Origin of the sequence: Nitrosospira sp. Nsp11, assembly GCF_900142705.1 — a bacterium.
In the GTDB taxonomy this organism is placed as follows: Bacteria; Pseudomonadota; Gammaproteobacteria; order Burkholderiales; family Nitrosomonadaceae; genus Nitrosospira.
On the sequence record NZ_FRBV01000006.1, the window covers coordinates 37,946 to 64,785 of the forward strand.

23 protein-coding genes are annotated in these 26,840 nt (G+C 51.1%); 16 read left to right on the plus strand and 7 right to left on the minus strand.

What is annotated here, in order from left to right; all coding sequences use genetic code 11:
* Nucleotides 1-24: 24 nt before the first annotated feature.
* Nucleotides 25-564, plus strand: coding sequence for an NUDIX hydrolase (locus BUA28_RS08825; protein ID WP_072767755.1), 540 nt, complete (start codon nucleotides 25-27; stop codon nucleotides 562-564).
* Between the two features lie 116 nt (nucleotides 565-680).
* Here the strand turns inward: BUA28_RS08825 and BUA28_RS08830 are convergent, their stop codons facing one another.
* The 6 genes from BUA28_RS08830 to tsaE all read right to left on the minus strand — a co-directional run bounded on the left by BUA28_RS08830 (nucleotide 681) and on the right by tsaE (nucleotide 7,170).
* Nucleotides 681-1,847, minus strand: a complete 1,167-nt coding sequence (locus tag BUA28_RS08830; RefSeq protein ID WP_072767756.1) for an ABC transporter permease — start codon at nucleotides 1,845-1,847, stop codon at nucleotides 681-683.
* Between the two features lie 133 nt (nucleotides 1,848-1,980).
* A complete protein-coding gene (locus tag BUA28_RS08835) occupies nucleotides 1,981-3,138 on the minus strand; it encodes an ABC transporter permease (RefSeq protein ID WP_072767757.1) in 1,158 nt (385 codons plus the stop codon).
* A gap of 76 nt (nucleotides 3,139-3,214) precedes the next feature.
* Nucleotides 3,215-3,913 carry an ABC transporter ATP-binding protein gene (locus tag BUA28_RS08840; protein WP_072767758.1) on the minus strand — a complete coding sequence of 233 codons (699 nt, stop codon included), beginning with the start codon at nucleotides 3,911-3,913 and terminating at the stop codon, nucleotides 3,215-3,217.
* Between the two features lie 17 nt (nucleotides 3,914-3,930).
* Nucleotides 3,931-5,145 (minus strand): efflux RND transporter periplasmic adaptor subunit, encoded by a 1,215-nt coding sequence (locus BUA28_RS08845; protein WP_072767759.1) that lies wholly within the window; start codon nucleotides 5,143-5,145, stop codon nucleotides 3,931-3,933.
* A gap of 223 nt (nucleotides 5,146-5,368) precedes the next feature.
* Nucleotides 5,369-6,622, minus strand: a complete 1,254-nt coding sequence (locus BUA28_RS08850; RefSeq protein WP_072767853.1) for an N-acetylmuramoyl-L-alanine amidase — start codon at nucleotides 6,620-6,622, stop codon at nucleotides 5,369-5,371.
* A gap of 59 nt (nucleotides 6,623-6,681) precedes the next feature.
* The gene (gene tsaE / locus BUA28_RS08855) at nucleotides 6,682-7,170 is read right to left on the minus strand and encodes a tRNA (adenosine(37)-N6)-threonylcarbamoyltransferase complex ATPase subunit type 1 TsaE (protein WP_072767760.1); all 489 of its coding nucleotides are present in this window, start codon (nucleotides 7,168-7,170) and stop codon (nucleotides 6,682-6,684) included.
* A 405-nt stretch (nucleotides 7,171-7,575) separates the two neighbouring features.
* Between tsaE and BUA28_RS16425 the strand changes: the two genes are divergently transcribed.
* From BUA28_RS16425 to BUA28_RS08930, 15 genes are all read left to right on the plus strand, one after another.
* Nucleotides 7,576-7,788, plus strand: a complete 213-nt coding sequence (locus tag BUA28_RS16425; protein WP_072767761.1) for an epoxyqueuosine reductase family protein — start codon at nucleotides 7,576-7,578, stop codon at nucleotides 7,786-7,788.
* 432 nt (nucleotides 7,789-8,220) lie between these two features.
* Nucleotides 8,221-8,853 carry an XrtA/PEP-CTERM system exopolysaccharide export protein gene (locus BUA28_RS08865; protein WP_083569946.1) on the plus strand — a complete coding sequence of 211 codons (633 nt, stop codon included), beginning with the start codon at nucleotides 8,221-8,223 and terminating at the stop codon, nucleotides 8,851-8,853.
* Between the two features lie 317 nt (nucleotides 8,854-9,170).
* Entirely contained in the window at nucleotides 9,171-10,697 is a 1,527-nt protein-coding gene (locus BUA28_RS08870; RefSeq protein ID WP_072767762.1) for an XrtA system polysaccharide chain length determinant, read from the plus strand.
* Nucleotides 10,698-11,076: 379 nt separating this feature from the next.
* On the plus strand, nucleotides 11,077-11,778 hold the full coding sequence (locus BUA28_RS08875) for an XrtA-associated tyrosine autokinase (protein WP_371915212.1): 702 nt from the start codon (nucleotides 11,077-11,079) through the stop codon (nucleotides 11,776-11,778).
* Nucleotides 11,765-13,339: a TIGR03016 family PEP-CTERM system-associated outer membrane protein gene (locus tag BUA28_RS08880; RefSeq protein WP_072767763.1), complete on the plus strand. Its 1,575-nt coding sequence runs from the start codon at nucleotides 11,765-11,767 to the stop codon at nucleotides 13,337-13,339. The genes BUA28_RS08875 and BUA28_RS08880 overlap by 14 nt, the downstream gene beginning before the upstream one ends.
* 13 nt (nucleotides 13,340-13,352) lie before the next feature.
* Complete coding sequence (locus tag BUA28_RS08885) at nucleotides 13,353-14,354, plus strand: XrtA/PEP-CTERM system-associated ATPase (protein ID WP_072767764.1); 1,002 nt, start codon at nucleotides 13,353-13,355, stop codon at nucleotides 14,352-14,354.
* A gap of 135 nt (nucleotides 14,355-14,489) precedes the next feature.
* Nucleotides 14,490-15,332 carry an XrtA system polysaccharide deacetylase gene (locus BUA28_RS08890; protein WP_072767765.1) on the plus strand — a complete coding sequence of 281 codons (843 nt, stop codon included), beginning with the start codon at nucleotides 14,490-14,492 and terminating at the stop codon, nucleotides 15,330-15,332.
* A gap of 4 nt (nucleotides 15,333-15,336) precedes the next feature.
* Nucleotides 15,337-16,422 carry a FemAB family XrtA/PEP-CTERM system-associated protein gene (locus BUA28_RS08895; protein WP_072767766.1) on the plus strand — a complete coding sequence of 362 codons (1,086 nt, stop codon included), beginning with the start codon at nucleotides 15,337-15,339 and terminating at the stop codon, nucleotides 16,420-16,422.
* Nucleotides 16,423-16,426: 4 nt separating this feature from the next.
* A complete protein-coding gene (locus BUA28_RS08900) occupies nucleotides 16,427-17,632 on the plus strand; it encodes a TIGR03087 family PEP-CTERM/XrtA system glycosyltransferase (RefSeq protein WP_072767767.1) in 1,206 nt (401 codons plus the stop codon).
* A 57-nt stretch (nucleotides 17,633-17,689) separates the two neighbouring features.
* Nucleotides 17,690-19,279 carry an exosortase A gene (xrtA, locus tag BUA28_RS08905; RefSeq protein WP_072767768.1) on the plus strand — a complete coding sequence of 530 codons (1,590 nt, stop codon included), beginning with the start codon at nucleotides 17,690-17,692 and terminating at the stop codon, nucleotides 19,277-19,279.
* Nucleotides 19,263-20,477, plus strand: a complete 1,215-nt coding sequence (locus BUA28_RS08910) for a TIGR03088 family PEP-CTERM/XrtA system glycosyltransferase (RefSeq protein ID WP_072767769.1) — start codon at nucleotides 19,263-19,265, stop codon at nucleotides 20,475-20,477. Before xrtA ends, BUA28_RS08910 begins: the two co-directional genes overlap by 17 nt.
* A 9-nt stretch (nucleotides 20,478-20,486) precedes the next feature.
* Nucleotides 20,487-22,400, plus strand: a complete 1,914-nt coding sequence (locus BUA28_RS08915; RefSeq protein ID WP_072767770.1) for an XrtA/PEP-CTERM system amidotransferase — start codon at nucleotides 20,487-20,489, stop codon at nucleotides 22,398-22,400.
* A 205-nt stretch (nucleotides 22,401-22,605) separates the two neighbouring features.
* Nucleotides 22,606-23,568, plus strand: coding sequence for a polysaccharide deacetylase family protein (locus BUA28_RS08920; protein WP_072767771.1), 963 nt, complete (start codon nucleotides 22,606-22,608; stop codon nucleotides 23,566-23,568).
* A 115-nt stretch (nucleotides 23,569-23,683) separates the two neighbouring features.
* Nucleotides 23,684-24,892 (plus strand): acyltransferase family protein, encoded by a 1,209-nt coding sequence (locus tag BUA28_RS08925; protein WP_072767772.1) that lies wholly within the window; start codon nucleotides 23,684-23,686, stop codon nucleotides 24,890-24,892.
* Between the two features lie 46 nt (nucleotides 24,893-24,938).
* Complete coding sequence (locus tag BUA28_RS08930) at nucleotides 24,939-26,168, plus strand: carboxylate--amine ligase (RefSeq protein WP_072767773.1); 1,230 nt, start codon at nucleotides 24,939-24,941, stop codon at nucleotides 26,166-26,168.
* On the opposite strand, the gene BUA28_RS08935 is transcribed toward BUA28_RS08930, so the two are convergent.
* Entirely contained in the window at nucleotides 26,152-26,742 is a 591-nt protein-coding gene (locus BUA28_RS08935; protein WP_072767774.1) for an arsenate reductase/protein-tyrosine-phosphatase family protein, read from the minus strand. The two genes, BUA28_RS08930 and BUA28_RS08935, sit on opposite strands and share 17 nt — an antisense overlap.
* Nucleotides 26,743-26,840: the final 98 nt, after the last annotated feature.

Below are 26,840 nucleotides of genomic sequence, written 5' to 3' on the forward strand. Positions count from 1 at the left end.
AAATAACCTATACAATCAATCCCAATGAAATATTGCAGTAACTGCGGTACTTTAGTGGAATTGCGAGTTCCTGAGGGCGATACGCTGCCGCGTCACGTTTGTTCCGCATGCAATATTATTCATTACCAGAATCCCAAGATCGTGGTTGGCAGCATACCCGAATGGGAGGACCAGATATTGCTATGCCGCCGAGCCATCGAGCCGCGCCATGGGTTATGGACATTGCCGGGGGGGTTCATGGAAAATGCCGAGACTTTGGTCCAGGGCGCCGAACGTGAGACTTTGGAAGAAGCCAACGCCCGGGTGGAAATGGGCGATCTTTATTCCATCTACAATTTGCCTCATATCAATCAGGTGCACATATTGTTTCGTGCACGGATGCTGGATCTTGACTTCAAGCCAGGAATTGAAAGCCTGGATGTCAAGCTTTTCCACGAAGCGGAAATTCCCTGGGATACGTTGGCTTTTCGTGTCATTAGCGAACCGCTGAGACGCTACTTTGAAGAGCGGCGCAAAGGAAAGCTGGGCTTCCACATGGGTACCATAGAAGTGCTTCAAAAATAATTTTTCAAATTTGCAAAGGCCCGTCAGGAAATGTGTTTCGCTCTCGCAGGGCGGGAGTTTCGTCGGATACGGAATATAGAAAATGAAGTGGTGTAAACGCACATTCATACCCGTGATTACACTGCCCGCAGAGAGTCCACGATCTTCAGCCGCGCGGCCCGCGCGGCTGGGAGAACGCCGCCGACTACGCCCATGATTAGCGCGAACGCAAACGATTTAAGGATAATTTCCAGATTCAGGATAAAGCTGAATGCCAGCTCGGAGAAGGACTGCCAGTTCATGGTGGAAATGGTAAAGAACTGCATGAAAGACGCCATTGTCAAACCGATGACGCCACCCGTCGCGCCGAGCATCAATGCTTCCACAAGAAATGCGGAGAGAATATTTCTTCGTCGAAAACCCAATGCGCGCAAGGTGCCGATTTCCGTGGCACGATTAGCAACGGAGGCGTACATGGTGATCATTGCACCGATAATTGCGCCTGCGGAAAAAATGATCGACAACATCATCCCCAGGTAGCGGATGAAATTTGCCAGCACTTGCGATTGCTCGGCATAGAAAACGCTTTCCCGCTTGGCTTCCAGAGTAAGGCGGGGATCATTTTCAATGCGGGACTTGAGTTCAGGAAACGTTGCTGCGTCGTTCAATTTCAGTATTACTGAAGAATAGACTGGTCTGCGAAATGCCTGCATCAACTGGTCCACGTCTCCCCATATTTCCGAATCGAAACCGCTTTTACCTGCATCCATAATGCCGACCACGGTCCATTCACGTTGCGCGAAGCGCAACGTTTCGCCCACACCTGCGCCTTTATAGCGCTCGGCAATATTCTTGCCCGCAATAATTTCCGTTGAGCCGGGATGAAACATGCGTCCCTCCATGATTTCTACCTGAGGACGCAATTCGATTCCCTTTTGCCCGACGCCGCGTATCAATACGTTTGAAGCTTTATTCGAGTCGCGCTTGGCAAGAGCAATCAATACGATGGTTTCCTTCGATGCAAGGCGCGCGCCGTTTATGCCGTAGGCGACTTCCGGTTGGTTTTCCACAATGGCGGCCTGGTCGCGCTCAACTAGACTCTGCACCTCCGTGCCGGCTGAGCGGCGCGTGACTATTACATTATCTGGAGACCCTGTATCCACCATGGTTCTCCTGAGACCCTCCTCCAGCATCAACACGGTTGCGAATACGAAAACCACGAGGGCCATTCCGCAAGCAGTGAGCAGCGTCGTCAATTTGCGAGCGGCGAGATTGCGCCACGTGTATGAAAGAGGGATCGACATATCGATTTGATCCTGAATCCGTTAGTCGTAGCGACTGCACTCGGAAGGTGAACGTCAAATAATATGAAATAATGTTATTAATCATAACACTAATCTATTAAATGAGCGGTCAACTACCGGATTTAGGTTAAAGCTATCCGATGTGACGAAGTCCTTCCACAATAGACACTCGCGACGCGCGCAATGCAGGCATCACTGCTGCAATAAAGCCGACCGCGATTGCGGCGGCAATTTGCATGAAGACCGTTTCCAGCGAGACGCCGAATACCGGAAACAGTGTACCCACCTGTTTGCTGAATGCATGGGCGACCGGAAAAGTAAGCAGAATTCCGATCACCGCACCCGCGAGCGCAATAGCCAGGGATTCGCCATAAATCAGGCCGGTAAGAAAGCGCGGCCCGAACCCCAATGCTTTGAGCGTGGCGTACTCGCCGATGCGTTCGCGCGCAGTCATTGCCATGGTGTTCGCCATTACCGCAAGAATAATGAAGATCACAACGAACGAAACGATGCGTATCGCCACGACGATGGCTTCGGTCATGGCGACAAAACCCAGCTGAAACGCCTTCTCTGTTTCGGTAAGGGTTTCCGCGAGAGAGTTTTTGAACAATGCGTCGATCTCGGTCGATATTTCCGCAGCCCTGTCCGCATCCGAGATCTGGATTATGTATACACCGACGTGATTGGATCGACGGGTAATCGTCTTTTTCAACGTTTCATTGAGGTAATCCCAGTGAAAGAAAAGCTGCGAGGTGTCCGTTCCCGCTTCGGCGCCGTCATAAATAGCGCGCACCGTAAAACTCCATGCACCTGGGTAAATCGTTCCCCGAAGGGGGATTGTATCCCCGACCTTAAAACCATACGTATCTGCCAGCTTGCGGCCGATCACACAGCCCTTGCGGTCGGCCCGGAATGCTTTCATTTCCGCCGGCGGGATGAGGTATTCCGGATAAAGATCGAAATAGGTTTTTTCATTTACCGCGAACTGCGGGAAAAAGTTTTTCTCGGTAATATAGACTCCGCCAAACCAGTTCGCATGACTGATCGCCGATACGCCCGGAATTTTGCGAATCCGCTCCTGGTAGTTGATGGGTAGCTGAAATACCAGCGAAATCGAACTTCGCGTCACCAGGCGGGTGGAGGAGGCGTTTTCCGCCCCCGCATACCAGGCATCAACCACTGTCCGTAACAGTCCGAAAGCAAGTATCGCCACCACCAGGCCCAGCACGGTCAACCCGGTGCGCAGCTTATGGCGCAGCGTATTTCTTGAAATAAGCTTCAGGAAGTGCATTTTGGTAGCAGATTCGTCATGGCACGTCCTGTAAGAAACGTCGGAAAAAGCAAAGGAGAACGCACCATGCTGCCGCTTACTGTTGAGGGGTTACGTCCAGTTTGCCTTTTTCGAGATGACGAATCGAATGGGCTGATTTGGCCGCGTGCGGATCATGCGTCACCATAATGATCGTTTTGCCCATCTCGCTGTTCAAGCGCGCAAGCATGGCGAGAATATCGTCCGCTGATACCCGGTCAAGATCTCCGGTGGGTTCATCCGCCACCAGAATGAGCGGATCTGTAATAAAGGCGCGGGCGATTGCCACGCGCTGCTGCTGACCGCCGGACAGTTCAGAAGGGTAGTGCGCCATACGGTCAGTCAGACCTACCATCGATAACGCAAGTTCGACGCGCTCCTGTCTCTGGTTGCGCGAAAGTGTTGTCAATAACAACGGCAGCTCAACGTTCTCGAACGCGGTCAGTACGGGCATGAGGTTATAGAACTGGAAAATGAACCCGACATTGGCAGCTCGCCAGTCGGCCAGTTCCGCTTCGGAAAGCAGGGCGATATCGATTCCGTTAACTTTCAGCGAACCGCTGTCGGGCTTGTCGATACCCGCGATAAGGTTGAGCAACGTACTTTTGCCGGAACCGGAAGGGCCCATCAATGCGATGAAATCGCCCGGCATGATGTCGAAAGAGATGTTGGTCAAGACAGGCACCACTTGGCCGCCTCGGCGGTAGGATTTGGTGAGCTGCCTGATCTCGACAATCGATTTGGAAGCGTTTTCCATGCAAGCCCTGCTGCCTTTTATTTAACCGCCGTTTTGACCTTATCGCCGTTGTCGAGCCCGTCTCCCGGTCTTAGTATTACCTTGTCGCCCGCCTTTGCGCCTTTCAGGACTTCAACCATATCGCCAATTTTTTCTCCGGTTTCGATAGGCGTCTCAGCTGCCTTTCCGTCCTTTAAAAGGAATATGACGCGTTTGCCATTTCTCTGTGTAATTGCGTCGGACAATACAGCAACACGCGCAGTGCGTTGGTCAGAGGCCATTTCTTTTTCCAGGAAGGCGACCTTGGCGCTCATTTCCGGCAGTACCTGCGCATCATGGTCGACAAATCGTATTTTTACCAACACGGTCGCTTTAGCACGATCCACCGTTGGCACGATCCGCTGTACCATCCCGCGCAAACGCAGATCGGGAAGCGCATCCAGTTGAATTTCGCAAGGTTGCCCGAGCTTTACTTTTGGCAAATTGGACTCGGATACATCGGCTTCTACCTCAAGCGTATCCATGTCTGCCATCGTCACTACTGCACCTTTGGCGTCAAGCGCGGAGGAGAAGGGAGTGACGACGTCCCCGATATTCGCGCTTTTCGTCAGTACCACTCCGTCGAACGGCGCACGGATCAGTGTTTGCTCCACCGCTATCCGGGCTGCGCGGTAATTTGCCTCGGCTACGGCGACCTCGGCGCCGAAACCCCGAAGGGCAGCCTGAGCCTTGTGATAGCGGGCAGTTACCGTATCGTATGCGAATGGCGAGATGAAACCCTTGCCAAGCAACTCCCTATTCCGGGTGAACGCTGCCTGGGCATCGACCAATTCCGCTTGTGCCTGCTGCAGGTTTGCCTTGGCTACGTTGACGCTGGCCGCTGCCTGGTCCATTGTAGCGCTGACATCGGCATTCTCCAGTCGCGCAATAATCTCGCCTTCCGTCACCTTGCTGCCTTCTGTTACGCCCAGCCATTCCACCCGTCCGGTAGCCTTGGACGCCACTGCTGCCTTACGTTGCGCAACCACATAACCGGTTGCGTTGAGCAATGTAAATGATTGTGACGGATATGCAGTGGTCACCGTGGCTGACTCCACCTCTACTGCAATGCCGCTTCGGAAATAGAGAAACCCGAGCACCACAAGCATTGCAGCGATGGCGAGCCAGGCTGCGAGGGGGAAGCGCTTCTTGCGCGTACCCGTTGCGGCACTGCCCCGGTCTATCTTCAGTCTGGAAAGATCTTCGTTGCTCACGACAACGTCTCGGATAATTAAACGCCGCGATTATGAAGTAGAAGCATTATCACAGCTAGAAGCCTCTGGTTCAGCACACGGACATGACGACAGTATAGGGGCAGGAGGAGAAAGACGAGCAGACGACGGCAGGCGCACGCGCTATCCTCCTTGATTGTGGCAGAGGTTTCAGGAAACCTGTCAGCAATGAGAATAGCGCGTAATTTCGGATGATGGAAAGGGCTTACTCAAGCAACACCATTCTTGAGCGCGAAAGCGGGGGATTGTTTGCGAAATATCGCTTGATGCCGGCAAGTATGGCGTCTGCCAGTTTGTCTTGATACGCGGTATCTTTCAGTTTCTTTTCCTCGTCCGGATTACTGATGAAAGCGGTTTCAACCAGGATTGAAGGGATATCCGGCGATTTGAGGACAGCGAAGCCCGCCTGCTCCACGCTGCTTTTATGCAGATGGTTGATATCGCCGATTTCTGAAAGCACTTCCCTACCGAGCTTGAGGCTGTCATTGATGGTTGCCGTTTGTGACAAATCAAGCAAAGTTTGCTTGAGATAGGGGTCCTTAATATCCAGGTTGACTCCGCCGATCAAGTCCGCGTCGTTTTCTTTTTTTGCCAGCCAGCGCGCGGCAGCCGAGGTTGCGCCACGTTCGGACAGTGCGAATACGGAGGAACCGCGCGCATGCGGCTTGATGAAGGCATCTGCATGCACCGATACGAACAAATCGGCGTTCAACTGGCGTGCCTTTACCAGACGCATGGGCAACGAAATAAAGTAATCTCCTTCCCGTGTCAGCGCGGCCCGCATATTGGGTTCTTTATCTATCTTGGCCTTGAGTTTTTTGGCAATCGCCAGCGTGATATTCTTCTCATGTGTGCCACGTTGGCTTATTGCCCCAGGATCCTCCCCGCCGTGCCCAGGGTCAATAGCGACGGTTATGAGACGTATCATCTCGGGCTTATGTTTTTTGGAGGCTGAAGTGCGCGCAGACCTGGTTTCCGCTTTTGAATTTATATTAGTGCCGGGATTGGCGTCAGATTGTAATGTCGCCGTGGTATTTTCGTTCAGAAGCGCCATCAGCGGATCGGGCGGAACAACGGGATAAATATCCAGCACCAGCCGGTGCCCGTAGTCGCCCACGGGTTTGAGCACGAAAGCTTGCGGCACCGCTTGGGTTTTGAGGTCCAGTACCAGGCGCAATATGCCCGGTTTGAAGCGCCCGATCCGTACTGCCTGGATATAGGGATCCGTGGCGTCAATTCTATCTGCCAGTTTTTCGAGTTCGGGCGTTAGCACGACTTGCTCCAGATCGATCGCGACGCGATCCGGATTTTTTACGATGCTGAGCGAATACCGTATAGGCAGGGGTGATTCCAGCGTGAGGCGGGTATACTCCGGCGCTGGCCAGATACGGACCGAGCTGACCTTGATGTCAGCGAAGGCGAAATTGCTGAGCGGCAGAAACAGGAGTGCAGCCGCCATGAACCAGGTGACGAATATGGATTGGGTACGAACATTGCGGCAATCGAATGTTGCCGCGTTCAAGGATTTTTCAGGGATTGCCAATGTTTCAAACACAGCCTACCGGCCTCCGTGTCTGCCTGAATTTCCACATTGCGGCCAGCTTCAGCAATATGGAACAGAAAACTCAAATCGGCCTTAGGCAATAGGCCAGCCGCCTTTTCAGGCCATTCCACCAGGCAAATTGAGTTCGCGTTGAAATATTCCCGGAAACCTGCTTCTTCCCATTCAAAGGGATCTTTGAATCGATAAAAATCAAAGTGATAGAAGTATAACCTAGAAATTTTATAAAGTTCAACCAAATTGTATGTGGGGCTTTTTACTTTTGCCTGATAACCCAAACCCCGGAGGATTCCCCGTGCCAGCGTAGTCTTGCCTGCACCGAGATCGCCACTCAGGAAAATAATTAGGCCGGGATGCAATATGGTTGCGATTTTTGCGCCAAACGCTAGCGTCGCGGCTTCATCGGCAAGATCGCAATTGACGTGATGGCGGCTAGCGTGATGCATGACGGCCAGGAAAGGTATGATGCGAACTATGCAAGAAAAAATTTCCAAAGATCCGCTGAAGATTTTCCCAGATGCAGCGGTTGATTTTACCCAGCTCGCCGAGTTGATCAAAGCCTGGGTAATGAACTCGGCGTTCAGGATATCAGCATTATCGATGCACGCACCGAGATGAAGCAGGCCGAATCAGATATGCAGGACTGGCTGAGCAAAGGTTGTCACGGCGAGATGGATTATATGGCAAAGCACGGTACGCGGCGTACCCGTCCGGCGGAACTTGTTCCCGGCACGCATGAACTACATGCCGCCAGCGAGAGACAGCTGGCAAGTGGTTCACGATGGCGATAGTGCATTTATTTCCCGATATCACCGGGGCGAGATTACCGCAATGGCCTGGACGATACATCATTGGTTGAGCTATTCGGTTGGACCAAAGAAGAGTTTGACACTGGACTGGCTGGTAGCTCCATCCGCCGGATCGGGCATGAGCAATGGTTGCGTAACCTGGCCGTGGGACTGGGTAACGCGCCGTTTTCCGCGGGGGTGATGGGGGCGTTGCAAGGACACCGGGACGATGTTTCGTTCCTGGTACGCGAACACGTGCGCTGGGCATTACATTAGCATGAAGAAGGTATTTAGCCCTTAGTTCCAAGGATCGCGATAGCTCGAACTCGAGGTAAGCTATACACGTTATTAATAACCTTGCTCTCATGGGGTGTACCAAAGTCCAATTTAGTCCTGCTGCTGAAATTGATAAGATGCAAGTATCGTCAGTTGGCAAATTAAATGGATTTCCTTCTGCAGCTCGTTTGATGGAATAAACTTTTTGAATTCCGAAAGCTGGCGTCATGTTCAGCGCTTGAATCGCGTAAAATGCTATTATGCCAGCCTTGACGGTGTAGGATTACATGCTATAAATAGTCGATCAGCCTTGGGCTTGATCATGCCGCCTTCAAAAGAGAAATAGATTTATGGCTTTTTACTTTTACTAAAAATCCTCTTCAAGCGGCCCCAGCAGACTTTAATAATCAATAAACAAGAAAAGGAAGTTCAGTGAGCGCTTCGTCTTCGTATATCAGTATCAGGAAATGGCTGGCTTGTTTTGCTATTGTTTTTCCTGTCCTTCTCAGCGGCGGCTGTAAATCGTATCCATCGCTTTCTCCGGACGACAAGCATCTCGCGCATGATTACCTTATCGGTCCCGGCGACAACGTCGATATCATTGTTTGGCGAAATCCGGAAGTTTCCATGGCGGTACCGGTTCGGCCGGACGGGAAAATCACGACCCCTCTGGTGGAGGATTTACCTGCCAGCGGGAAAACGTCAACGCAGTTGGCGCGAGATATTGAAGAAGCTTTGTCGAAGTATATTCAGCAACCAGTTGTGACCGTTGTCGTGACGGAATTTGTCGGCCCTTACACGGAACAAATCCGGGTCATAGGGGAGGCCGCGAAGCCTCAAGCACTTCCATATCGTGAAGAAATGACGCTTATGGATGTTTTGATTGCGGTGGGGGGCATAACGGATTTTGCGGCGGGCAACAAGGCCAGGATCGTTCGTAACATAAATGGGAAACAGCACCAATTTAGCGTTCGATTAAATGATTTGATCAGGGACGGCGATATCTCGGCCAACGTACCCATGCAACAAGGGGATGTTCTTGTCATACCGGAAAGTTTCTTCTGATTTAAATATTTGCGTACGCTGGTTCAGTTCGCATTAGAAAGTCGAAATATTCTACTGATGAGGTTCTGTTCTGCGGCTATGCAGCAAAAGGGCTTCTCCTGCACGTTTCATTACAGACAGCCTGTTGGCGATAGACAGTTTTGTCCAACTGACATTTTATTATGAGAAATCAGAACGGTTTCACCTTTAGAATGAAGACGTTAAAACATATCGACGAAGAAAAAGTAGTCCTGTTTCGGGACTATGGGCCCAAAGACAACGGAAATAATTTTTCTGCTATAACCTCGACAATAGCATTTTTACGGGCCGTTTGACATATGGAGGAACTTACAGCCCAACTACTCGTTTACCTGAAAGGGGCCTGGAAATATCGCTGGGTTGCGGTGGTTGCCGCCTGGGTCGTTGCTATGGCGGGATGGACAATTGTTTATAAGCTGCCGGATAATTATCAGTCCACTGCAAGGATTTACGTCGATACTCAAAATGTATTGAAGCCTTTGATGGCTGGGATGACCGTGTCTCCGGATCTTCAGCAGCAGGTTTCCATCATGAGTCGTACTTTGATCAGCCGGCCCAATGTGGAAAGAGTCATTCGGATGGTGGACCTGGATATTAAGGCAAAAAACGTCAAAGAGCAGGAAAATCTCGTCAAGGACCTCATGGATAAGATCAAGCTCGGGACGACTGGTCGTGATAACCTTTTTACCATTCACTATAACGACCAGAATCCAAAACTTGCCAAAGACATTGTTCAATCTCTACTCACCATTTTTGTTGAGGGGGGGCTTGGAGGCAAGACACAGGACTCCTCGTCTGCGATTCGCTTTATTGATGAGCAGATCCGCAGTTATGAGGAGAAATTGGTTGTGGGAGAAAATAACCTTAAGGCATTCAAGCAGAAGAACATTGGAATAATGCCCGCGCAGGGCGGAGATTATTACTCGCAGTTATCTCAGGCTGTGGAAGATCTTAATAAAACAAGGCTCGAGTTGCGGGAGGCCGAGCAGGCACGCGATGCGATCAAAAGACAAATTACCGGTGACGAGCCCGTTCTTCTGGTGGATCAAGATGACTCAATCTCGTCCATAGTCAATGTGGAGCTTGATTCTCGAATTGAGGCGCTCGACAAGAATCTGGATGCTCTCAGGCTCAACTTTACGGAACTGCACCCGGACATCATATCGACGAAGCGTCTTATTGCGCAGCTTGAGGAGCGTAAAAAGGAAGAAGCAAAGCTGATCAAGCCTAGCGCTGATCCTGGTAAAAATTATAGTCCCATGCTGCAGCAGCTCAACGTGGCTTTAGCGGAAGCCGAGGCTGACGTCGCTTCAATGAGAGCTCGTGTGGAGGAATATACTTCCCGATATGAGCGAATGAAAGCCCTCAGCAATGCCGTGCCTCAAGTTGAAGCCGAGCTTACGCAACTTAACCGCGACTATCAGGTTAATAAATCCAATTATGAAAAACTTCTCGAACGCCGTGAATCCGCAAAGATATCGGGAGACTTGGGTTCCGCTACCGATTTGGTATCGTTCAGGATTATCGATCCACCAACGGTCTCGGACAGGCCGGTAGGCCCAGATCGCGCCAAGTTTTTTTCTATTGTTTTCCTTGGCGCCTTATTGGCGGGAATCGGAATAGCATTTGTTGTCAGCCAGGTAAGGCCGACATTCCATAGTCAAGCGAGTCTGCGTGAAATCTCCGGTAAGCCCATATTGGGTTCTATCCCCATGATCTGGACCGATCAGGAAAAAAGTAAACGCAAAAAGCGGCTTTATGCGTTTGGTCTTTCCCTGCTATCTTTGCTGGGCCTGTATGCAACATTAATGGTGAAAATTGCTTGACCGAAGTCCAGGCGCTATTTCTCGAATAAAACGGCAGGGTGCCAGAATTGAAAAATTAGCCGCGATCGCCGCATTAGCCATTAAATCTCCATCGCCCCGTCCGGCCTACATTAGAACAGGCAGTTCGCAATTAAATACAAGCGACATCTGGTAAGTCCAAAATCAGAATATTGGAGAAAGCGTGAGCATTATTGAAAAAGCGGCAGCTAAACTCGAAAAAGAAGCGGAGCCCAATGCCCGGAATACCCCATCAGCCGCTGCCATAAATCCGGATTAAAAACTCATAATCGAAAATGATGTTCCCAGGGAAGAACTCAGTCAGGATTGTCCGCCAAACCCTGGCTCGACGTCGAAGCGAATTACGCTAAACCTCGCGAAAATGCGCCAGCATGGCATTGTCACGCCGGACGAAGGAAGAACGCAGATAGCCGAGCAATTCCGCGTGATCAAGCGACCATTGCTCACCAACGCTTTTAGCAAGGGGCCGGGCAGGGTCAAGAACGGAAATCTGATCATGGTGACTAGCGCTCTTGCGGGGGAAGGGAAAAGTTTTTGTACTGTCAATCTGGCTATGAGCATAGCAATGGAAATGGACCGCACGGTATTGCTGGTCGACGCTGATGTGGCGCGTCCTACGGTTCCCAGGATCCTTGGTGTTGGAAAAGAGAGAGGCTTGCTCGATATTCTGCTCGATGAAAAACTTGATTTGGCCGACGTTCTGATTAAAACCAATATCGAGAAGTTGACTCTTCTCACCGCCGGAACGCGCCATTCTCATTCCACAGAGCTACTGGCAAGCCAGAGCATGGGCGAATTGCTAAAGGAGCTCGCGGAACGCTATGCCGATCGCGTCGTTATTTTTGATTCGCCGCCACTGCTATTGACGAGCGAGGCCCGCGTTCTGGCGACCCAGATGGGACAAATTGTACTGGTAGTGGAGGCCGAAACCACATCACAACAGGCTGTTAAGGAAACCCTCCGTCAGATCGAATCCTGCGATGTCGTAAATCTGATCTATAACAAGGCCAGATCATTTTCTGGCAGTGAGTATTACGGTTACTATTATCATGAGAGTGCCTGAGAATAAGCCCTGTCAAAGGGCATTGTTCACGGTTGCCCACTCCGCCGCAACGGTGTTGTTACTCCTGTCCACTTATTGTGATGCGGCCGAATGGCGAGTTACTCCCCGGATGAATGTGATCGAAAGTTATTCTGATAATATTAGATTGGGAAGAACATCAAACGGATCCGGATCAGGCGATTTTATCAGTCAGGTCAATCCCGGCCTGTACATGAATGGGTTAGGACCACGCTTTAATCTCAATCTGATGTATATGATGAATAATCTTTTCTACGCTCAGAACAGCAACCTGACCCGAACCAGGCATCAACTGAATGCTACAGGAACCGCCGAGCTGATTGAAGACCTGTTTTTTGTGGATGGACGAGCCGCAATGACGCAGCAAAATCTTTCGCTAACGGGACCGCAATCGCTTGACAACGTTAACGTCACGGGTAACAGGGCTGATGTAAGAACATATAGAATCAGCCCTTATCTTCGGCATCGGTTCAAGGATTTTGCATCCACGGAGTTGCGCTACAACTATAACCAGGTTACTTCAGACGCCAACGCACTTTTCAACAGCCAAGGAACCGGCTATTTATTTTCCTTGAACAGCGGCAGCGCGTTCAGCACACTAGGTTGGGGTTTTAACTATAGCAATCAAACGGTTCACTTTGACCGTTCAAACCGGAACGTCGAGTTCGAACGCTACACCGCCAACCTTCGTTACCGGGTTACGGCGCAATTTAGCCTAACTGCAACGGGAGGCTACGAAAAGAATAGCTTTCTTTCAATTCGAGGAAATCCATCCAGCCCTACCTGGTCAGTAGGCTTTTTATGGACACCCACTGAAAGAACCAGTATAGCGATCAGTGGAGGTCAAAGGTTTTTCGGCGACACCTATTCGGCTCTCGCGCGGCACCGCACCCGCTTGACCGCATGGGAGGCGCGTTATGATGAAGGCCTTACGACATTCAACCAACAGCTTCAGGCTGGCTCCATGTTCAGCATGGGGGGTACTCTAAGCCAGCTTCTTACTGCCCAAAACCCCAATCTCAGCCAAGATGTTATTCAGCAAAATACCGGCGCGCTTCTTGGATTTGGAGGTTCAGGTGCTTTTGCTGATCCCAACAATTTTTTAACGAACCGGCTCTTTCTGCAGAAGCGCTTCCAGGCATCCGTCGCTATGAATGGGACAAGAAATACGCTCGCATTCCGGTTATTCAATATGACACGTCAGGCATTTTCGCCAGAATCAGTCGATGTCGGGTTGGGAAATGACGCAGACTTGTCGTTGCTCAACCATACCAGACAGAGCGGTGGTAATGCATTGTGGAGCTATAGAATTTCTCGGTTAACGACTGCCAACCTGAATTTTGGATATGCAAGGTTCAGTTTTCTTGGCGCCGCCAGACAAGACGATATGATGTTATTCAGCACGGGGTTGAGGAGGCAACTTCCGGAAATTATGCCTAATCTGGTGGGCACGCTTCAAGTACGGCACAATCGGCGCAACTCCAACCAAGGGGCAAATTATCATGAGAATGCCGCGATCGCGTCCTTGAGCATGAGTTTCTAACGGAAATAGACGAATGTACGGACCCTTTTACGGCTTCAGAGTCAAGCCTTTCCAATTGAAACCTGACCCCAATTTTTTCTTTGGAAGCAGGGGCCATAAACGTGCCATGGCTTATCTTGAGTATGGGCTTTCCCAAAGAGAAGGTTTCATCGTGGTTACCGGAGAAGTCGGTGCGGGAAAGACCACCTTGGTGCGCAATCTTTTCCGCAAACTGGAGGCCGAAAAAATTCTTGCCGCTCAGATCGTCAATACCGATCTGGAATCTGCCGATACATTAAAGCTGGTCGCTGCAGCGTTTGGGCTCGCTTACGAGAATTCAGATAAGGCTTCTCTACTCATTCGCCTCGAGCAGTTCTTTCGCCAATGCGACCAGCAAGGAAAGCGCGCGCTTTTGGTTGTAGATGAAGCGCAGAATCTCTCGCGACGGACCGTGGAAGAGTTGAGGATGCTTTCCAATTTTCAAACGGATGACAGGTCTTTACTCCAGACATTCCTGCTCGGCCAACCGGAGTTCCGAAAAACTTTGCTTAGCAGCGATATGCAGCAGTTGCGGCAAAGAGTGATTGCAACTTATCACCTTGGACCCATGGATTTATCGGAAACACGATCGTATATCGAACATAGATTAAAGACAGCGGGTTGGTGCGGTGACCCATCATTTGAAGAAGATGCTTTTGAAACTATACACAACCACGCGGGCGGGATACCCAGAAGGATCAATGCGTTGTGCGATCGTCTGTTATTGATGGGTTGTCTGGAGAAATTGCACAACTTCGGCAGCGAGGAAGTCAGCGAGGTGATCCGCGATATACAACAGGAATTTGAGATTCCGATAACAGCCGGCGCATCGGATAGCGACATTGGCTCCGTTAGAGAAGAACCTCTTTCCGATCTCGAAAGCATGAGCACCCGAATTGCCAGGCTGGAGGACTCAGTTGTCTCCTTGGTGGGACTGCTCAAGCAGATACTCTCGCTGGGCCGAGCAAACAAGAGCCTGCCAGAGGATAAAACATAATGCTCAACGGCACAAGCGCTACTGCTTCGACCTGGCGGTCCAGAAAGCACCGACTATTTATGGACAATTTGAAAATAGCGGGCAGAAGTGGCGATTTGCGGACGTTGTTGAGAGACATGGGATGAAGGCCCTCCGATGACCCCAGCGCGTATACGTAATGCGATGACGGTCGACGTGGAGGATTACTTCCAGGTTTCTGCCTTTGCCAATCATATTCCACGGGAATCATGGTCATCCTTATCTTGCCGTGTAGAGGTAAATATCGACCGTATTCTTGCTTTGCTGGACGAGGATTGCACAAAAGCAACTTTTTTTACCCTTGGATGGATCGCCGATCGTTACCCCGCCATGGTAAAACGAATTGTCGCTGGCGGCCATGAACTCGCCAGCCACGGCTGGGGTCACTGCCGTGTTTCGGATCAGGAACCCCATGAGTTTCGAAACGACATTATTCAAAGCAAAGCCATTCTCGAGGATATCGGTGGACAGGCGGTGCTTGGCTACCGAGCGCCGAGCTTTTCCATCGGCAGCCATAATCAATGGGCGCTGGATCTGCTTGCAGAAGCAGGCTATCGCTACAGTTCAAGTATTTACCCGATCAAACACGACCACTACGGCATGCCGGATGCGCCCCGTTTCGCCTATTATCCCCGCAGCAATAACCGATTACTCGAATTGCCTATCACCACGATGCGCTTATTCAAGCGGAACATCCCCGCAGGTGGGGGCGGCTATTTCCGGCTTTGGCCCTATCCGGTTTCAAAATGGTTCCTGCAGAGACTGAATCACATCGAGCACCAATCCGCGATCTTTTATTTCCACCCATGGGAGATAGATCATCAGCAGCCGCGCCAGAAGGGTATCAGTATGAAAACCCGCTTCCGCCACTATTATAATCTTCATCGAATGGAAGATCGTGTCAAAGCCCTCACCCGCGATTTCGAGTGGGATCGCGTAGATCGGATTTTCCTGGGTTAAACGTATGAGTTGCATCGTCGACGCTTTTCGGGAGGAACAACAAATTCGCCCCCTTCAGACTGAAGCGCCGTCTGTGCACTTGCTGCAGCCGCAAGAAGAAAAGAAATGGGATAAATTTGTATCGGCCTGTCCCGAGGCCACCTTTTTTCATCGTGCAGGCTGGCAAGCCGTTATTCAGCGTGCATTTGGGCATAAAACCTGGTTTCTTTATGCTGAGTCAGAGGGCGAAATTCAAGGTGTGCTGCCGCTGGCAGAGGTCAAGAGCCACCTTTTTGGTCATTCCCTGAGCTCCCTGCCATTTTGTGTCTACGGCGGTATTGCCGCAATTTCCGAGCCCGGCCGGGAAGTGCTTGACCGAGCTGCCCAGGCGCTTGCTTCACGGCTGCGAGTGGACTATCTGGAATACCGGAATTTGAAAATGCGGCATTCGGACTGGCCCACCAAGGATCTCTATGCGACCTTTCGAAAGGAAATTTCGCCGGAAATAGAGCAGAACATGCGGGAAATTCCACGCAAGCAGCGCGCAATGGTGCGCAAGGGTATCAAGGCCGGGCTGGAAAGTGTCGTAGATGAGGATATCGAGCGTTTTTTTTCAGCCTATTCGGCAAGCCTTCACCGCCTTGGCACCCCCGTTTTCTCGAAAAAATATTTTCGCATACTCAAAGAGGTTTTCACGGATGACTGCGAACTTATGATCATCATCAAGGAAGGGCACACCGTCAGCGGCGTGATGAGTTTTTATTTTCGTGACGAGGTCTCGCCTTATTATGGAGGGGGAACCAGCGAAGCACGGGATTTGGCCGGCAACGACTTTATGTACTGGGAGCTGATGCGGCGTGCTTGTGAAAGAGGCTATAAAATCTTCGATTTCGGGCGCAGTAAACATAACACCGGGTCTTTCGATTTCAAGAAGAATTGGGGATTTGAGCCGCAACCGCTTTACTACGAATACCAGCTACACCGGTCCGAGGCGATGCCTGATCATAATCCGCTTAATCCCAAATATCAGCTTTTCATCAAGGCTTGGCGGAAACTCCCCATTTCCGTTGCCAATTTCGTCGGGCCTTACATAGTAAAGAATCTGGGCTAGATCAGTGCAGGAGCTGCTTTATCTTGTCCATCGCTTTCCCTACCCGCCTGACAAGGGGGACAAAATTCGGTCCTTTCATTTGCTCAAGCATCTCAGCCAGCGCTATCGCATCCATCTCGGCACTTTTATTGATGATGAGATGGACCATAAGTATCTTGAGAGAGTCAGGGATATGTGCGGGGAAACGTGTTTCCTCGATCTCAACCCGAGGTCAGCACGAATTCGTAGCCTGACTGGTCTGCTTTCGGGGCAGCCACTCACCTTGCCCTATTATCATGATAAGCGCTTGCAGGCATGGGTCAGCAATTTGCTTGCAACAAGGCCTATCGGAACCATTCTGGTTTTCTCGGCAGCCATGGCTCAATACGTCAGCCATGCTATGAATATCCGCCGGGTAATGGATTTTGTAGATATCGATTCGGACAAATGGATGCAATATGCGGCAACCACTACCTGGCCGATGAGCTGGATATATCGGCGTGAGTCGAAATTGCTGCTCGATTATGAAAAGCAGGTCGCCAGGCTCTTCGATAGTGCGACCTTCGTTTCCGAGACCGAGGCCGATCTATTTAAACGTCTTGCGCCCGAGGTTGCGGCAAAGGTTACCTACTTTAATAACGGGGTCGACGCTGATTATTTCTCCCCGCACAATATCTACCCTAATCCTTATTTGGCAGGTATAGACACCCTTGTCTTCACTGGCGCCATGGATTACTGGGCCAATATTGATGCCGTACGGTGGTTTGCAAGCAATATTTTTTCCGCTATCCGTCTGCAATTGCCCAAGGTCGAGTTTTATATCGTTGGCGCCCGTCCATCAGCGGCGGTAATGGCTTTAGCCGATCTTCCGGGCATCATCGTTACCGGGTCAGTGCCCGACATCAGGCCCTACCTTGCCCATGCATCCATGGCGGTGGCGCCGCTGCGTATCGCACGCGGGATTCAGAATAAAGTCCTGGAGGCAATGGCTATGGGAAAAACGGTTGTTGCCTCTCCGCAAGCCATAGAGGGGATCAATGCGCGCCCTGATAGGGATATGGTAGTTGCTAACGATGAAAGTGATTTCATTAACCGAATTATCAAACTCCTGCAGAACGGGCCGAGCTGTACCATTGGCCGCGCCGCCAGGGCTCGTGTTCTAGCAGATTATAATTGGGGAAAAAATCTGGGGCGAATCGATGCGCTCTTGTCCCAGCCGCAGACAATTTAACAAGGGCCATTTGCATATCTTGCAAAACAATATTCGAGCTGCGGGAAATGGAATGGCATGAGTGCGCATACGCCGAAACAAGTTGAGCATGATTCCATAGTGGCGCCAGATCAGCAAAAGCTGAAGGCAGCCGCGCTATTGACGCTCGCGACCATTACCGGAATTTTGGCTGGCTATCATGAGACTACCGGGTCCATGATTTCAATCTGGATGCGATCCGAGACATTCGCACATGGCTTCCTGATCTTTCCCTTCAGCGCTTACCTGATATGGGGTCAGCGCAAGCACCTTAGTGAGGCGCTATGCCAGCCAAGTCCGCTTGCTCTGCTGGTGCTTGCAAGCCTGGGTTTCAGTTGGCTACTGGCAACGCTTGCCAGCGTTCAGGTATTTAAGCAGTTTTTGTTGATAGCAATGATTCCAGCCGCAGTTTGGGCAATTCTGGGGCGCCGAATGGTCTGGGCGCTTGCCTTTCCGTTGGCTTATCTCGCGCTTGCGGTTCCATTTGGGGAAGCGCTGATCCCGCCACTCATAGACTTTACCGCCGACTTTACCGTAAAGGCGCTTCAATTGACCGGCATACCGGTGTACCGGGAGGGCAGTTTTTTTTCCATACCGAGCGGAAATTGGTCCGTGGTGGAGGCATGCAGCGGCATACGGTACCTGATCGCATCGTTTACATTGGGTACCCTTTACGCGTATCTTACATATCATAGCCTGAAGCGGCGCCTGATATTCATTGCCCTCTCGCTGATCGTCCCCATCGTTGCGAACGGCATCCGCGCTTATATGATTGTAATGACCGGCCATCTGAGCGATATGCAACTGGCTGTAGGGGTCGACCATCTAATCTACGGTTGGGTTTTCTTCGGTTTCGTGATGTTGTTATTATTCTGGATCGGCTCTTTCTGGCGGGAGGATGACAATACATATGCTAACGACAGTGCCGGGCCCACTACAGAAATAGAAACCGGACGTCATGCCAACGGGAAAATTCCGCTAAAAAATACAGTTTCCGCCGCCGGCGCAGTCCTTGCGGTGGCCTTCATCTGGCCGCTATATGCCGGGCACCTGGAGCGCGCTTCTTCCCCTGGCACAGAGCCAGGAATTGATATTCCGGATATCCAGGGAAAGTGGCGGATCAGTTCAAGCCGAACCCCTGACTGGAGGCCGAAATACGTCGGCGCCGTAACTCAATTGTCGCAGAGTTATCAGAAAGACGGAATGTCGGTAGATCTTTATATCAGTTATTACCGTAATCAAACACAGGATTCAGAACTGATCAACTCCCAAAATACGCTGGTATCGGAAGCTGATCCAGGTTGGCACAACATCAAGCAGGAAACGCGCAGCATAGCGTTGGGGTCCCGGCACGAACTCGTCAACCAGAGTCAATTGCGATCTTCCTCAACACAGCTGTTGATATGGCGATGGTATTGGCTGCGCGGGGAGAGTACGGCAAATCCCTACCTGGCTAAATTTATCTTGGCGAGGAACAAGCTTTTGCAAAGGGGCGCTGATGGGGCTGAGGTTATTATCGCTACCCGTTATGAAGATACTCGAGAGGAAGCGGTTCCGGTACTTCAGGGTTTTCTCGACGATATGTTGCCTGCTATAACTGAGGCGCTCCAGAATGCAGACAGTCGCTAGCGGCCGCAGCGATGGGAAAAAATCCGCTGGCGGTGCTGAGCAGCCTCCGCTTATTGTCCATGTAATTTACCACTTGGGTGTCGGGGGCCTGGAAAACGGGCTTGTGAACCTGATCAATCATATTCCGCCCCAGCGTTACCGACATGCCATCGTTTGTTTGAAGGGCTACTCCGATTTTAGCCAGCGGATTATGACCGAGAATGTGGAAATCGTGGCGTTGAATAAGCGCGAGGGGAACGATTTCAGCGTTTATATCAATCTCTTCAAAACCTTCAAGCGATTGAAACCGGATATTGTACATACTCGCAATCTCGGCACGCTGGAGGGCCAGGTGATCGCGGCGTTCGCGGGCACGCAGGCACGAGTGCATGGCGAACACGGCCGGGATATGTTTGATTTGTATGGGAAGAACCGTAAATACAACCTTCTGAGAAAAGTAATTCGACCTTTTGTGAGTCATTTCATCGCTGTCAGCAGAGATCTGGAGAATTGGCTCGCCAACACCGTGGGGGCCACGCCGGATCGCATCAACCAGATCTACAATGGAGTCGACAGTTTGCGTTTTCATCCGCGCAATCGCAAAGACTCCCGAGCGGAAAATTTCCCGGAGCTGCGGGAAGGATTTTTTACGGAGAATACCTTTGTCATTGGTAGTGTCGGTAGAATGAGCAACGTAAAAAATTTTCCCAGTCTGGTTCGGGCTTTCCTGATGCTGTTGCAAGAAATGCCCGCCGCTCGGGAAAGACTTCGGCTTCTGATCGTGGGTGACGGAAATTCGCGGTCGGAATGCATCGGGATGTTGCGCGAAGCCGGAGCAGAAACCCTCGCCTGGCTTCCAGGCGAACGAGCCGACATTCCGGAGTTGATGCGGGCGATGGACCTGTTTGTGCTGCCTTCTTTGGGCGAGGGCATTTCGAATACGATATTGGAAGCCATGTCCACCGGCTTGCCGACGGTAGCAACTCGCGTTGGTGGCAATGTGGAGCTTGTGAGGGAGGGTGTTACAGGGATGCTCATTTCGCCAGATGAGCCGGCCGCTATGATGAAAGCGATATTAAAATACTATCGAAACCCGGATTTGATTGCCAATCACGGCAAAGCAGCCCGGCAACAAATTGAGACAAGCTTCAGCATGGATGCCATGACCCAGGGCTATCTGCGGGTCTATGACGAGGCATTACGCCTGCGCTCGGATTAAGGAAAAAGCATGTGTGGAATCGTCGGACTGTTTGATACACGAGGCCAGAGAGAAATCGACCGGCAATTGCTCGGGCGCATGAATCAGACGCAGGTTCACCGTGGGCCGGATGAAGGGCAACTATATACAGAGGCAGGGATAGGTCTTGGCCACCGCCGCCTTTCAATAATGGATGTTTCCAGCGGACAGCAGCCGCTTTTTAACGAAGACGGTTCCGTTGTCGTCGTTTTCAACGGTGAAATCTATAATTTTCAGGAACTCGCCAAGGAACTTGCCGTTCTGGGACATGATTTTCGCACCCATTGTGATACGGAAGTCATTGTCCATGCCTGGGAAGAGTGGGGTGAACGTTGCGTAGATCGGTTTCGCGGCATGTTTGCCTTCGGTTTGTGGGATCGTAATCGCGAGGTGTTGTTTCTTGCGCGCGACCGGCTTGGTATCAAGCCGCTCTATTATAGTCTGCTGAACGATGGCACATTCCTTTTCGCTTCCGAGCTAAAGGCTCTGCTTGCGCACCCGGATTTTCGCCGGGACATGGATCCCCACGCCATCGAAGATTATTTTGCTTATGGTTATGTTCCTGAACCAAAAACCATATTCACGCAAAGTCTTAAACTGCCGCCAGCTCATACACTGAAGCTTCATCGAGGCCAGAGCACGCTGCGCCCGAGCCAGTACTGGGAGATACCGTTCACTCCGAATGGATGTACCGATGTGCAAGAGGCGCAGGAAGAGCTTATTGTGCGGTTGCGTGAATCAGTAAAGATCCACCTTATGACTGAAGTTCCTCTGGGCGCTTTCCTGTCGGGTGGCGTCGACTCCAGCGCGGTGGTGGCGATGATGGCCAACCTGAGCGAAGAACCGGTTAATACGTGCTCCATCTCCTTTGGCGACCCCTCATTCAATGAATCCCAATATGCGCAAAAAGTGGCCGATCGTTACCACACTCAGCATAATACAGAGCAGGTAGACGCAGACGATTTCGACCTTATAGACAAGCTGGCCTCTCTGTATGACGAGCCATTCGCCGACAGTTCGGCAATGCCTACCTATCGGGTTTGCGAGCTGGCCAGAAAACGTGTCACAGTTGCGTTGTCAGGAGACGGCGGCGATGAAAATCTTGCCGGCTATCGCCGCTACCGTTGGCACCTTTATGAGGAACGGATGAGATCCATGTTGCCGCTCGGATTTCGTAAACCCTTGTTCGGCCTGCTGGGAAATGCCTACCCCAAAGCTGATTGGGCACCCAAGGTTTTACGTGCAAAATCCACATTTGAAGCGCTCGCCCGCGACACCGTCGAAGGATACTTCCACGGTGTTTCCATCATGAAGGATCGAATGCGCCAACGCCTGTTCAGTGCTTCTTTCAAACGCAATCTCCAGGGATATGATGCAGTGGAAGTGCTACGCACGCATGCGGGAAAATGCCCTGTACAGGATCCCCTTTCCCTTGTGCAATACCTGGATATGAAGACTTACCTCGTTGGCGATATCCTTACCAAGGTGGATCGGGCGAGCATGGCGCATGCACTGGAAGTACGCGTCCCGCTGCTGGATCATAAGCTGGTCGAGTGGATATCCGGCCTTCCAGTCTCGCTTAAGCTGCGCGGCCAGGAAGGCAAATACGTGTTCAAGAAAGCGCTGGAACCCTACCTTTCCGATGACATCCTTTACAGGGACAAAATGGGATTTTCGGTACCGCTGGCAAGCTGGTTTCGCGGCCCGCTACGCCAAAGACTAAACGATGCATTAATGGGCCCGACTTTGGCCGACACGGGGTTCTTCAATAAGGCGTTTCTAAAGGAAATGCTTGAGCAGCATCAATCGGGACGGCGCGATTATAGTGCTTCGCTCTGGTCACTGCTGATGTTCGAATCGTTTTTGCGTAATGTGCTCGATACAGAGCAACCCCGGCGTGCCTAAGAATGACCTCAGGGTGGTATGACGTTCCATGGCAGAAGCTCGGCAAATTCCACAATCCCTGGATCATGTGATTACGTGGAAAATAGCATCGCCGGCCTCTCATTTATTTCTGACGTAAGGCGATCTGATCATTTCGTTGAGCCGTTAGCGCTAATGGCCGCGTTTCTCCTGCTGGCGGAGCAAAAATCCTGGAAGGTGCAACAAGATGATGGACGTATTTCTCACCGTTGACGTAGAAGTTTGGTGTGATGGTTGGGACGACATTGATGCCAAATTCCCCGCCGCCTTTCAGCGATATATTTACGGGCCTACGCCAAGGGGTAATTACGGTTTACCGCATCAACTGCATCAGTTACAGGAACATGGTCTGACCGGCGTATTTTTTGTTGAGCCCCTTTTCTCGACCCGCTTTGGCCTGGACCCATTAGCCGAAATTATCGGCCTTGTTCGGGAACGAGGTCATGAAATACAGCTTCACCTGCATACTGAATGGGTTGACGAGTCCAGCGAGCCCTTGCTCGACAATATAACGGGCAAAAAGCAGTTCCTGCGATATTTTTCTTTAAAAGAACAGACAATTTTGATTCATGCAGGCGCGAAGTTAATTGAATCGACTGGTGGGCAGTGCGTTAACGCGTTTCGCGCGGGGGGCTTCGGCTTCAACAGGGATTCGCTTCGTGCCCTTGCCGCAAATCGCATTGCTTTCGATAGCAGCTACAACGCCAGCATGTTGGGGCTGGATAGCGGGGTTAAGCCAGATGTTACGCTTGTCGAGCCGGTTGAGTGTGAAGGGGTTTTCGAGTATCCCATGACGGTTTTTGATGGGGGTATGCATTCACTGCGGCATGTGCAGGTGACCGCATGTTCCTATCGGGAGATGGAGGGCTTGCTCTGGCAAGCACTGGAAGCCGGACGGAAGGCTTTTGTTATCCTCTCCCATAACTTCGAGTTGCTTAATAGTAGTATGAGCCGGCCGGATGATATCGTAGTAGCCCGCTTTCGCAAGCTCTGCTCATTTCTGGATCGCCATCGGGATTGCTTTAATGTCCGCGGGTTTAATGATTTGACCCCTACTACGGTGTTTTCGCAGCCGGCGCCGCTTACCTCGCCGATCTGGAAAACCGGACTTAGGATGCTGGAACAAGGTGTGCGGCGGGGGCTTCGTTGAAGCAGGTATGGCGTCATCAACAGGGACCTATGCAGCTTCAGCTTGGCAATAAGTCGTATTTTCGGATGGGTGAAAGGTGTACCGGCTACCGGTATTACGCACGCACGAGATATTCATGCCCGTCCCCGATCCTTTGGCATCTGCCGCTCATGCAGACTTTAAAGTCCTTTCCCTGACCTGTTATCTGTTGATCATGACCGCGGCTTTCTCTACTTATCTGGATGTGATGCGCTTCATGGCCGCTTGCCTGGTCGTCATCTATCATTCTCGGAATCCCCTATTCACGAAAGAGTGGATTCCCTTCTCAAGTTACGGTCACGAGGCAGTAATCGTTTTTTTTGTACTCTCCGGTTATGTAATTGCATACGTATCCGATACCAAGGAACGCGCACCAATCGCTTATTGGGCGAGCCGCTTGGCACGGATTTATTCGCTGGCGATCCCGGCAATTCTGCTTACAATTATTCTTGATACCATCGGAGAGCGTTTGGCGCCTCGATTTTATGAGGGAGTGACCACCCACGATTATTGGTACATCAGGCTGGTTTCGAGTTGGCTATTCACAAACGAAGCGTGGGTATCCATCATGTCTTTCTCGAATGTTCCCTATTGGTCGCTTTGTTATGAAATGTGGTACTACGTTTTGTTTTCGCTATATGTACATCTCAATGGACGTCGGCGAACGGTCCTCATCGCTGCCGTGTGTATCTTTGTCGGTCCCAAGATTTTGTTATTGCTACCGTTGTGGGTTATCGGGGTGGTTATTTACCGGTGGAAGGCGCCATATCTTCTCCCGATATGGGCGGGCTGGGCATTTTTCTTGCTGTCGGTGATTTTATTTGGCTTGTACAGTCACTTTCAGCTCACCGAAGTTCTGTCGCGTTGGCTATTGCAAGCTATTGGCGACCATTGGCATAAACAACTTGCCTTCTCGAAGTTTTTTATCGGCGATTATCTGCTTGGTGCAATCATGTTCATCAACTTTATTGGCGCGCGCCGCATCGCGGATCGGGTATCCAGTTCGATGTTGAAAGGTTCGGGAACAATTCGCCGGATTTCAAATTTCACGTTTTCATTGTATATCCTGCATCAACCGTTATTGTTGTTTTCGGCATCCCTTATAAACTGGCCATCACAAGGCTATGCATTCTATTTGGCGATCATGGCAACAACTTGTATGAGTATTATCGTTATCGGGACAATCCTGGAGAAACAGCGCTTTCCACTACGCAAGTGGATCCAGGCACGCATCGCCAGCATTGAGCGCAGCCCGGTGTGGCAGCGACGAATCCTGCCGCTGATTCTGAAAGCGCTGCCCGCCTGATGCATTGAATGATGACGCATTCCCTTATTATGGGATCTTTCACATAATGAAGGCCCAGTCGCGTGTGCTGCTACTTGGCATCGATACTCCGATTGGCCTTGCGATTGTGCGCGAGCTCGCGCAACACGGTGTCGAGGTACACGGTATCGCCCATGACCGTGCAGCGCTTGGGCTGTACTCCCGTTACCTGACGCAAGCCCATTTTCGCGAGTCTTCACGCGAAGGCGTGGCGCGCCAGGTTGTGGCGCTTGCTCATGCACTTAAACCCTGCCATGTGATGGCAATTTCGGAAGGCGATATTGCGCTGTTGAATAACCACCGCTCGCTATTTGGAGAAATACGTCTTCTGATGCCGACGGCAGAGAATATGGCATGGGTGCTCGACAAAACAAAGACCTACGCCATGGCTGAGCCGTTGGGCATCCAGGTGCCCAAATCTTTCAAGCTTCGCAGTATGGATGATTGGGATACGATAATGCCGCGCTTGTATTTTCCGGTTGTCCTGAAGTGGCGCGATCCAAACGCGGTCGCCGCAAAATTGAGTGTAGCCGGGCTCAAACTGGAGAAGATGATCTATTGCCATAACCCCGCGGATCTTCATGCGGTGCTCACGCCATACATAGCAATTGGCGAGTTTCCGTTAGTTCAGGAATATTGCCCAGGCTACGGATTAGGTCAGTTCGTATTTATGCATAAAGGTAATGCTCTGCTCACATTCCAGCATCGCCGCGTTTCCGAATGGCCGCCGGAAGGAGGCTTTTCTTCTACCTGCGAAGCAGTGCCGCTTACCGAACACCGGGTGCTGATGGAGAAATCGATTGCCCTCCTCAGATCCATTGGCTGGGAAGGGGTGGGAATGGTTGAGTATCGTTTCGATCCTCTCACGGGTCAAGCCGCGCTAATGGAAATAAACGGACGTTTCTGGGGGAGTTTACCGTTGGCTTACCACTGTGGCGCCGCATTCGGCTGGCTGACTTACGCGGTGCACGGTAACGACGAACATCCTGGTATTCCAAAATCACGTGATGATTTGCGTTGCCGTTTTATGATTCCGGAAACCAAGCGGTTATTACGAATACTATTTCAACCGCATCTGATTCAAGACCGTTCGTTGCATTTTGGACGTTGGCGGGAGCTCGGACGCTTTATCCTGGAGTTTTTGCGTCCTGGGGTTCGTTATTATGTATTCTCATTCAGGGATCCCATGCCATTCTTCGTGGATATTGCTCTCTCCTTGGTTTCGCGCGTGCGCAGTGTAGTTAGACGTCAACTTTGATCTCCATACCCTTTGCCGCCGCATATTCAGCACACAACTGTTTCACAGCCGTCTCGATTACCTGGAAACAGGTAACGAAGTAGTCATCGGAAAGTGAAAAAGGATCATGTATGTGGAGACGTCGCGGTTTACTCCAACTTCCCAGCAGACCGACGTGTACTTCATCAGGAAGCGATAAGGAAATTAGCTTGCGTGCTTGCCGGATTTCCATCGCCAGTAATAAATCGCCCCCATGGAATTGAAAATCACCGATATCGGTAACCTGGTGCGACTTCAGATTTACACCAAACTGAAGGGAGGTCTTCATCGCTGTGGGATCGGCACGCATACCCGTTGTTGTAGCCAGACCGAAGGATACGCTGGGAATGCCGAGTGAGCGCGCCAGGTGATCCGCAAACGAACTGCGGCATATATTTCCCTGGCAGACGAACACCAAGCGGTTCACATGACCCAGATCATGGCGCATAAAAGGGCGTAACCGCCCGCTCCTGTACTCGGCATGAGCGAGTCCAAGACGAATAAGACCACGATAGGTTCCGAAGCGCCGATTGATTGGGGCGAGAAATTGCCGCATTACATTGTCCGCTTTCTATGAATATAATATTTTCCCATCATGATGTATTGAAGTTGTTGCTAATGCTGTCAGATAACGGTCCAACCCATTAGACCGGG

Bases quoted from the DNA above. Each gene is read 5' to 3' on its own strand.
- BUA28_RS08825 (WP_072767755.1), top strand. From the start codon at position 25: ATGAAATATTGCAGTAACTGCGGTACTTTAGTGGAATTGCGAGTTCCT.
- BUA28_RS08830 (WP_072767756.1), bottom strand. From the start codon at position 1,847: ATGTCGATCCCTCTTTCATACACGTGGCGCAATCTCGCCGCTCGCAAA.
- BUA28_RS08835 (WP_072767757.1), bottom strand. From the start codon at position 3,138: ATGCACTTCCTGAAGCTTATTTCAAGAAATACGCTGCGCCATAAGCTG.
- BUA28_RS08840 (WP_072767758.1), bottom strand. From the start codon at position 3,913: ATGGAAAACGCTTCCAAATCGATTGTCGAGATCAGGCAGCTCACCAAA.
- BUA28_RS08850 (WP_072767853.1), bottom strand. From the start codon at position 6,622: ATGGCGGCTGCACTCCTGTTTCTGCCGCTCAGCAATTTCGCCTTCGCT.
- tsaE (WP_072767760.1), bottom strand. From the start codon at position 7,170: ATGCATCACGCTAGCCGCCATCACGTCAATTGCGATCTTGCCGATGAA.
- BUA28_RS08870 (WP_072767762.1), top strand. From the start codon at position 9,171: ATGGAGGAACTTACAGCCCAACTACTCGTTTACCTGAAAGGGGCCTGG.
- BUA28_RS08875 (WP_371915212.1), top strand. From the start codon at position 11,077: ATGCGCCAGCATGGCATTGTCACGCCGGACGAAGGAAGAACGCAGATA.
- BUA28_RS08880 (WP_072767763.1), top strand. From the start codon at position 11,765: ATGAGAGTGCCTGAGAATAAGCCCTGTCAAAGGGCATTGTTCACGGTT.
- BUA28_RS08885 (WP_072767764.1), top strand. From the start codon at position 13,353: ATGTACGGACCCTTTTACGGCTTCAGAGTCAAGCCTTTCCAATTGAAA.
- BUA28_RS08890 (WP_072767765.1), top strand. From the start codon at position 14,490: ATGACCCCAGCGCGTATACGTAATGCGATGACGGTCGACGTGGAGGAT.
- BUA28_RS08895 (WP_072767766.1), top strand. From the start codon at position 15,337: ATGAGTTGCATCGTCGACGCTTTTCGGGAGGAACAACAAATTCGCCCC.
- xrtA (WP_072767768.1), top strand. From the start codon at position 17,690: ATGAGTGCGCATACGCCGAAACAAGTTGAGCATGATTCCATAGTGGCG.
- BUA28_RS08910 (WP_072767769.1), top strand. From the start codon at position 19,263: ATGCAGACAGTCGCTAGCGGCCGCAGCGATGGGAAAAAATCCGCTGGC.
- BUA28_RS08915 (WP_072767770.1), top strand. From the start codon at position 20,487: ATGTGTGGAATCGTCGGACTGTTTGATACACGAGGCCAGAGAGAAATC.
- BUA28_RS08920 (WP_072767771.1), top strand. From the start codon at position 22,606: ATGATGGACGTATTTCTCACCGTTGACGTAGAAGTTTGGTGTGATGGT.
- BUA28_RS08925 (WP_072767772.1), top strand. From the start codon at position 23,684: ATGCCCGTCCCCGATCCTTTGGCATCTGCCGCTCATGCAGACTTTAAA.
- BUA28_RS08930 (WP_072767773.1), top strand. From the start codon at position 24,939: ATGAAGGCCCAGTCGCGTGTGCTGCTACTTGGCATCGATACTCCGATT.
- BUA28_RS08935 (WP_072767774.1), bottom strand. From the start codon at position 26,742: ATGCGGCAATTTCTCGCCCCAATCAATCGGCGCTTCGGAACCTATCGT.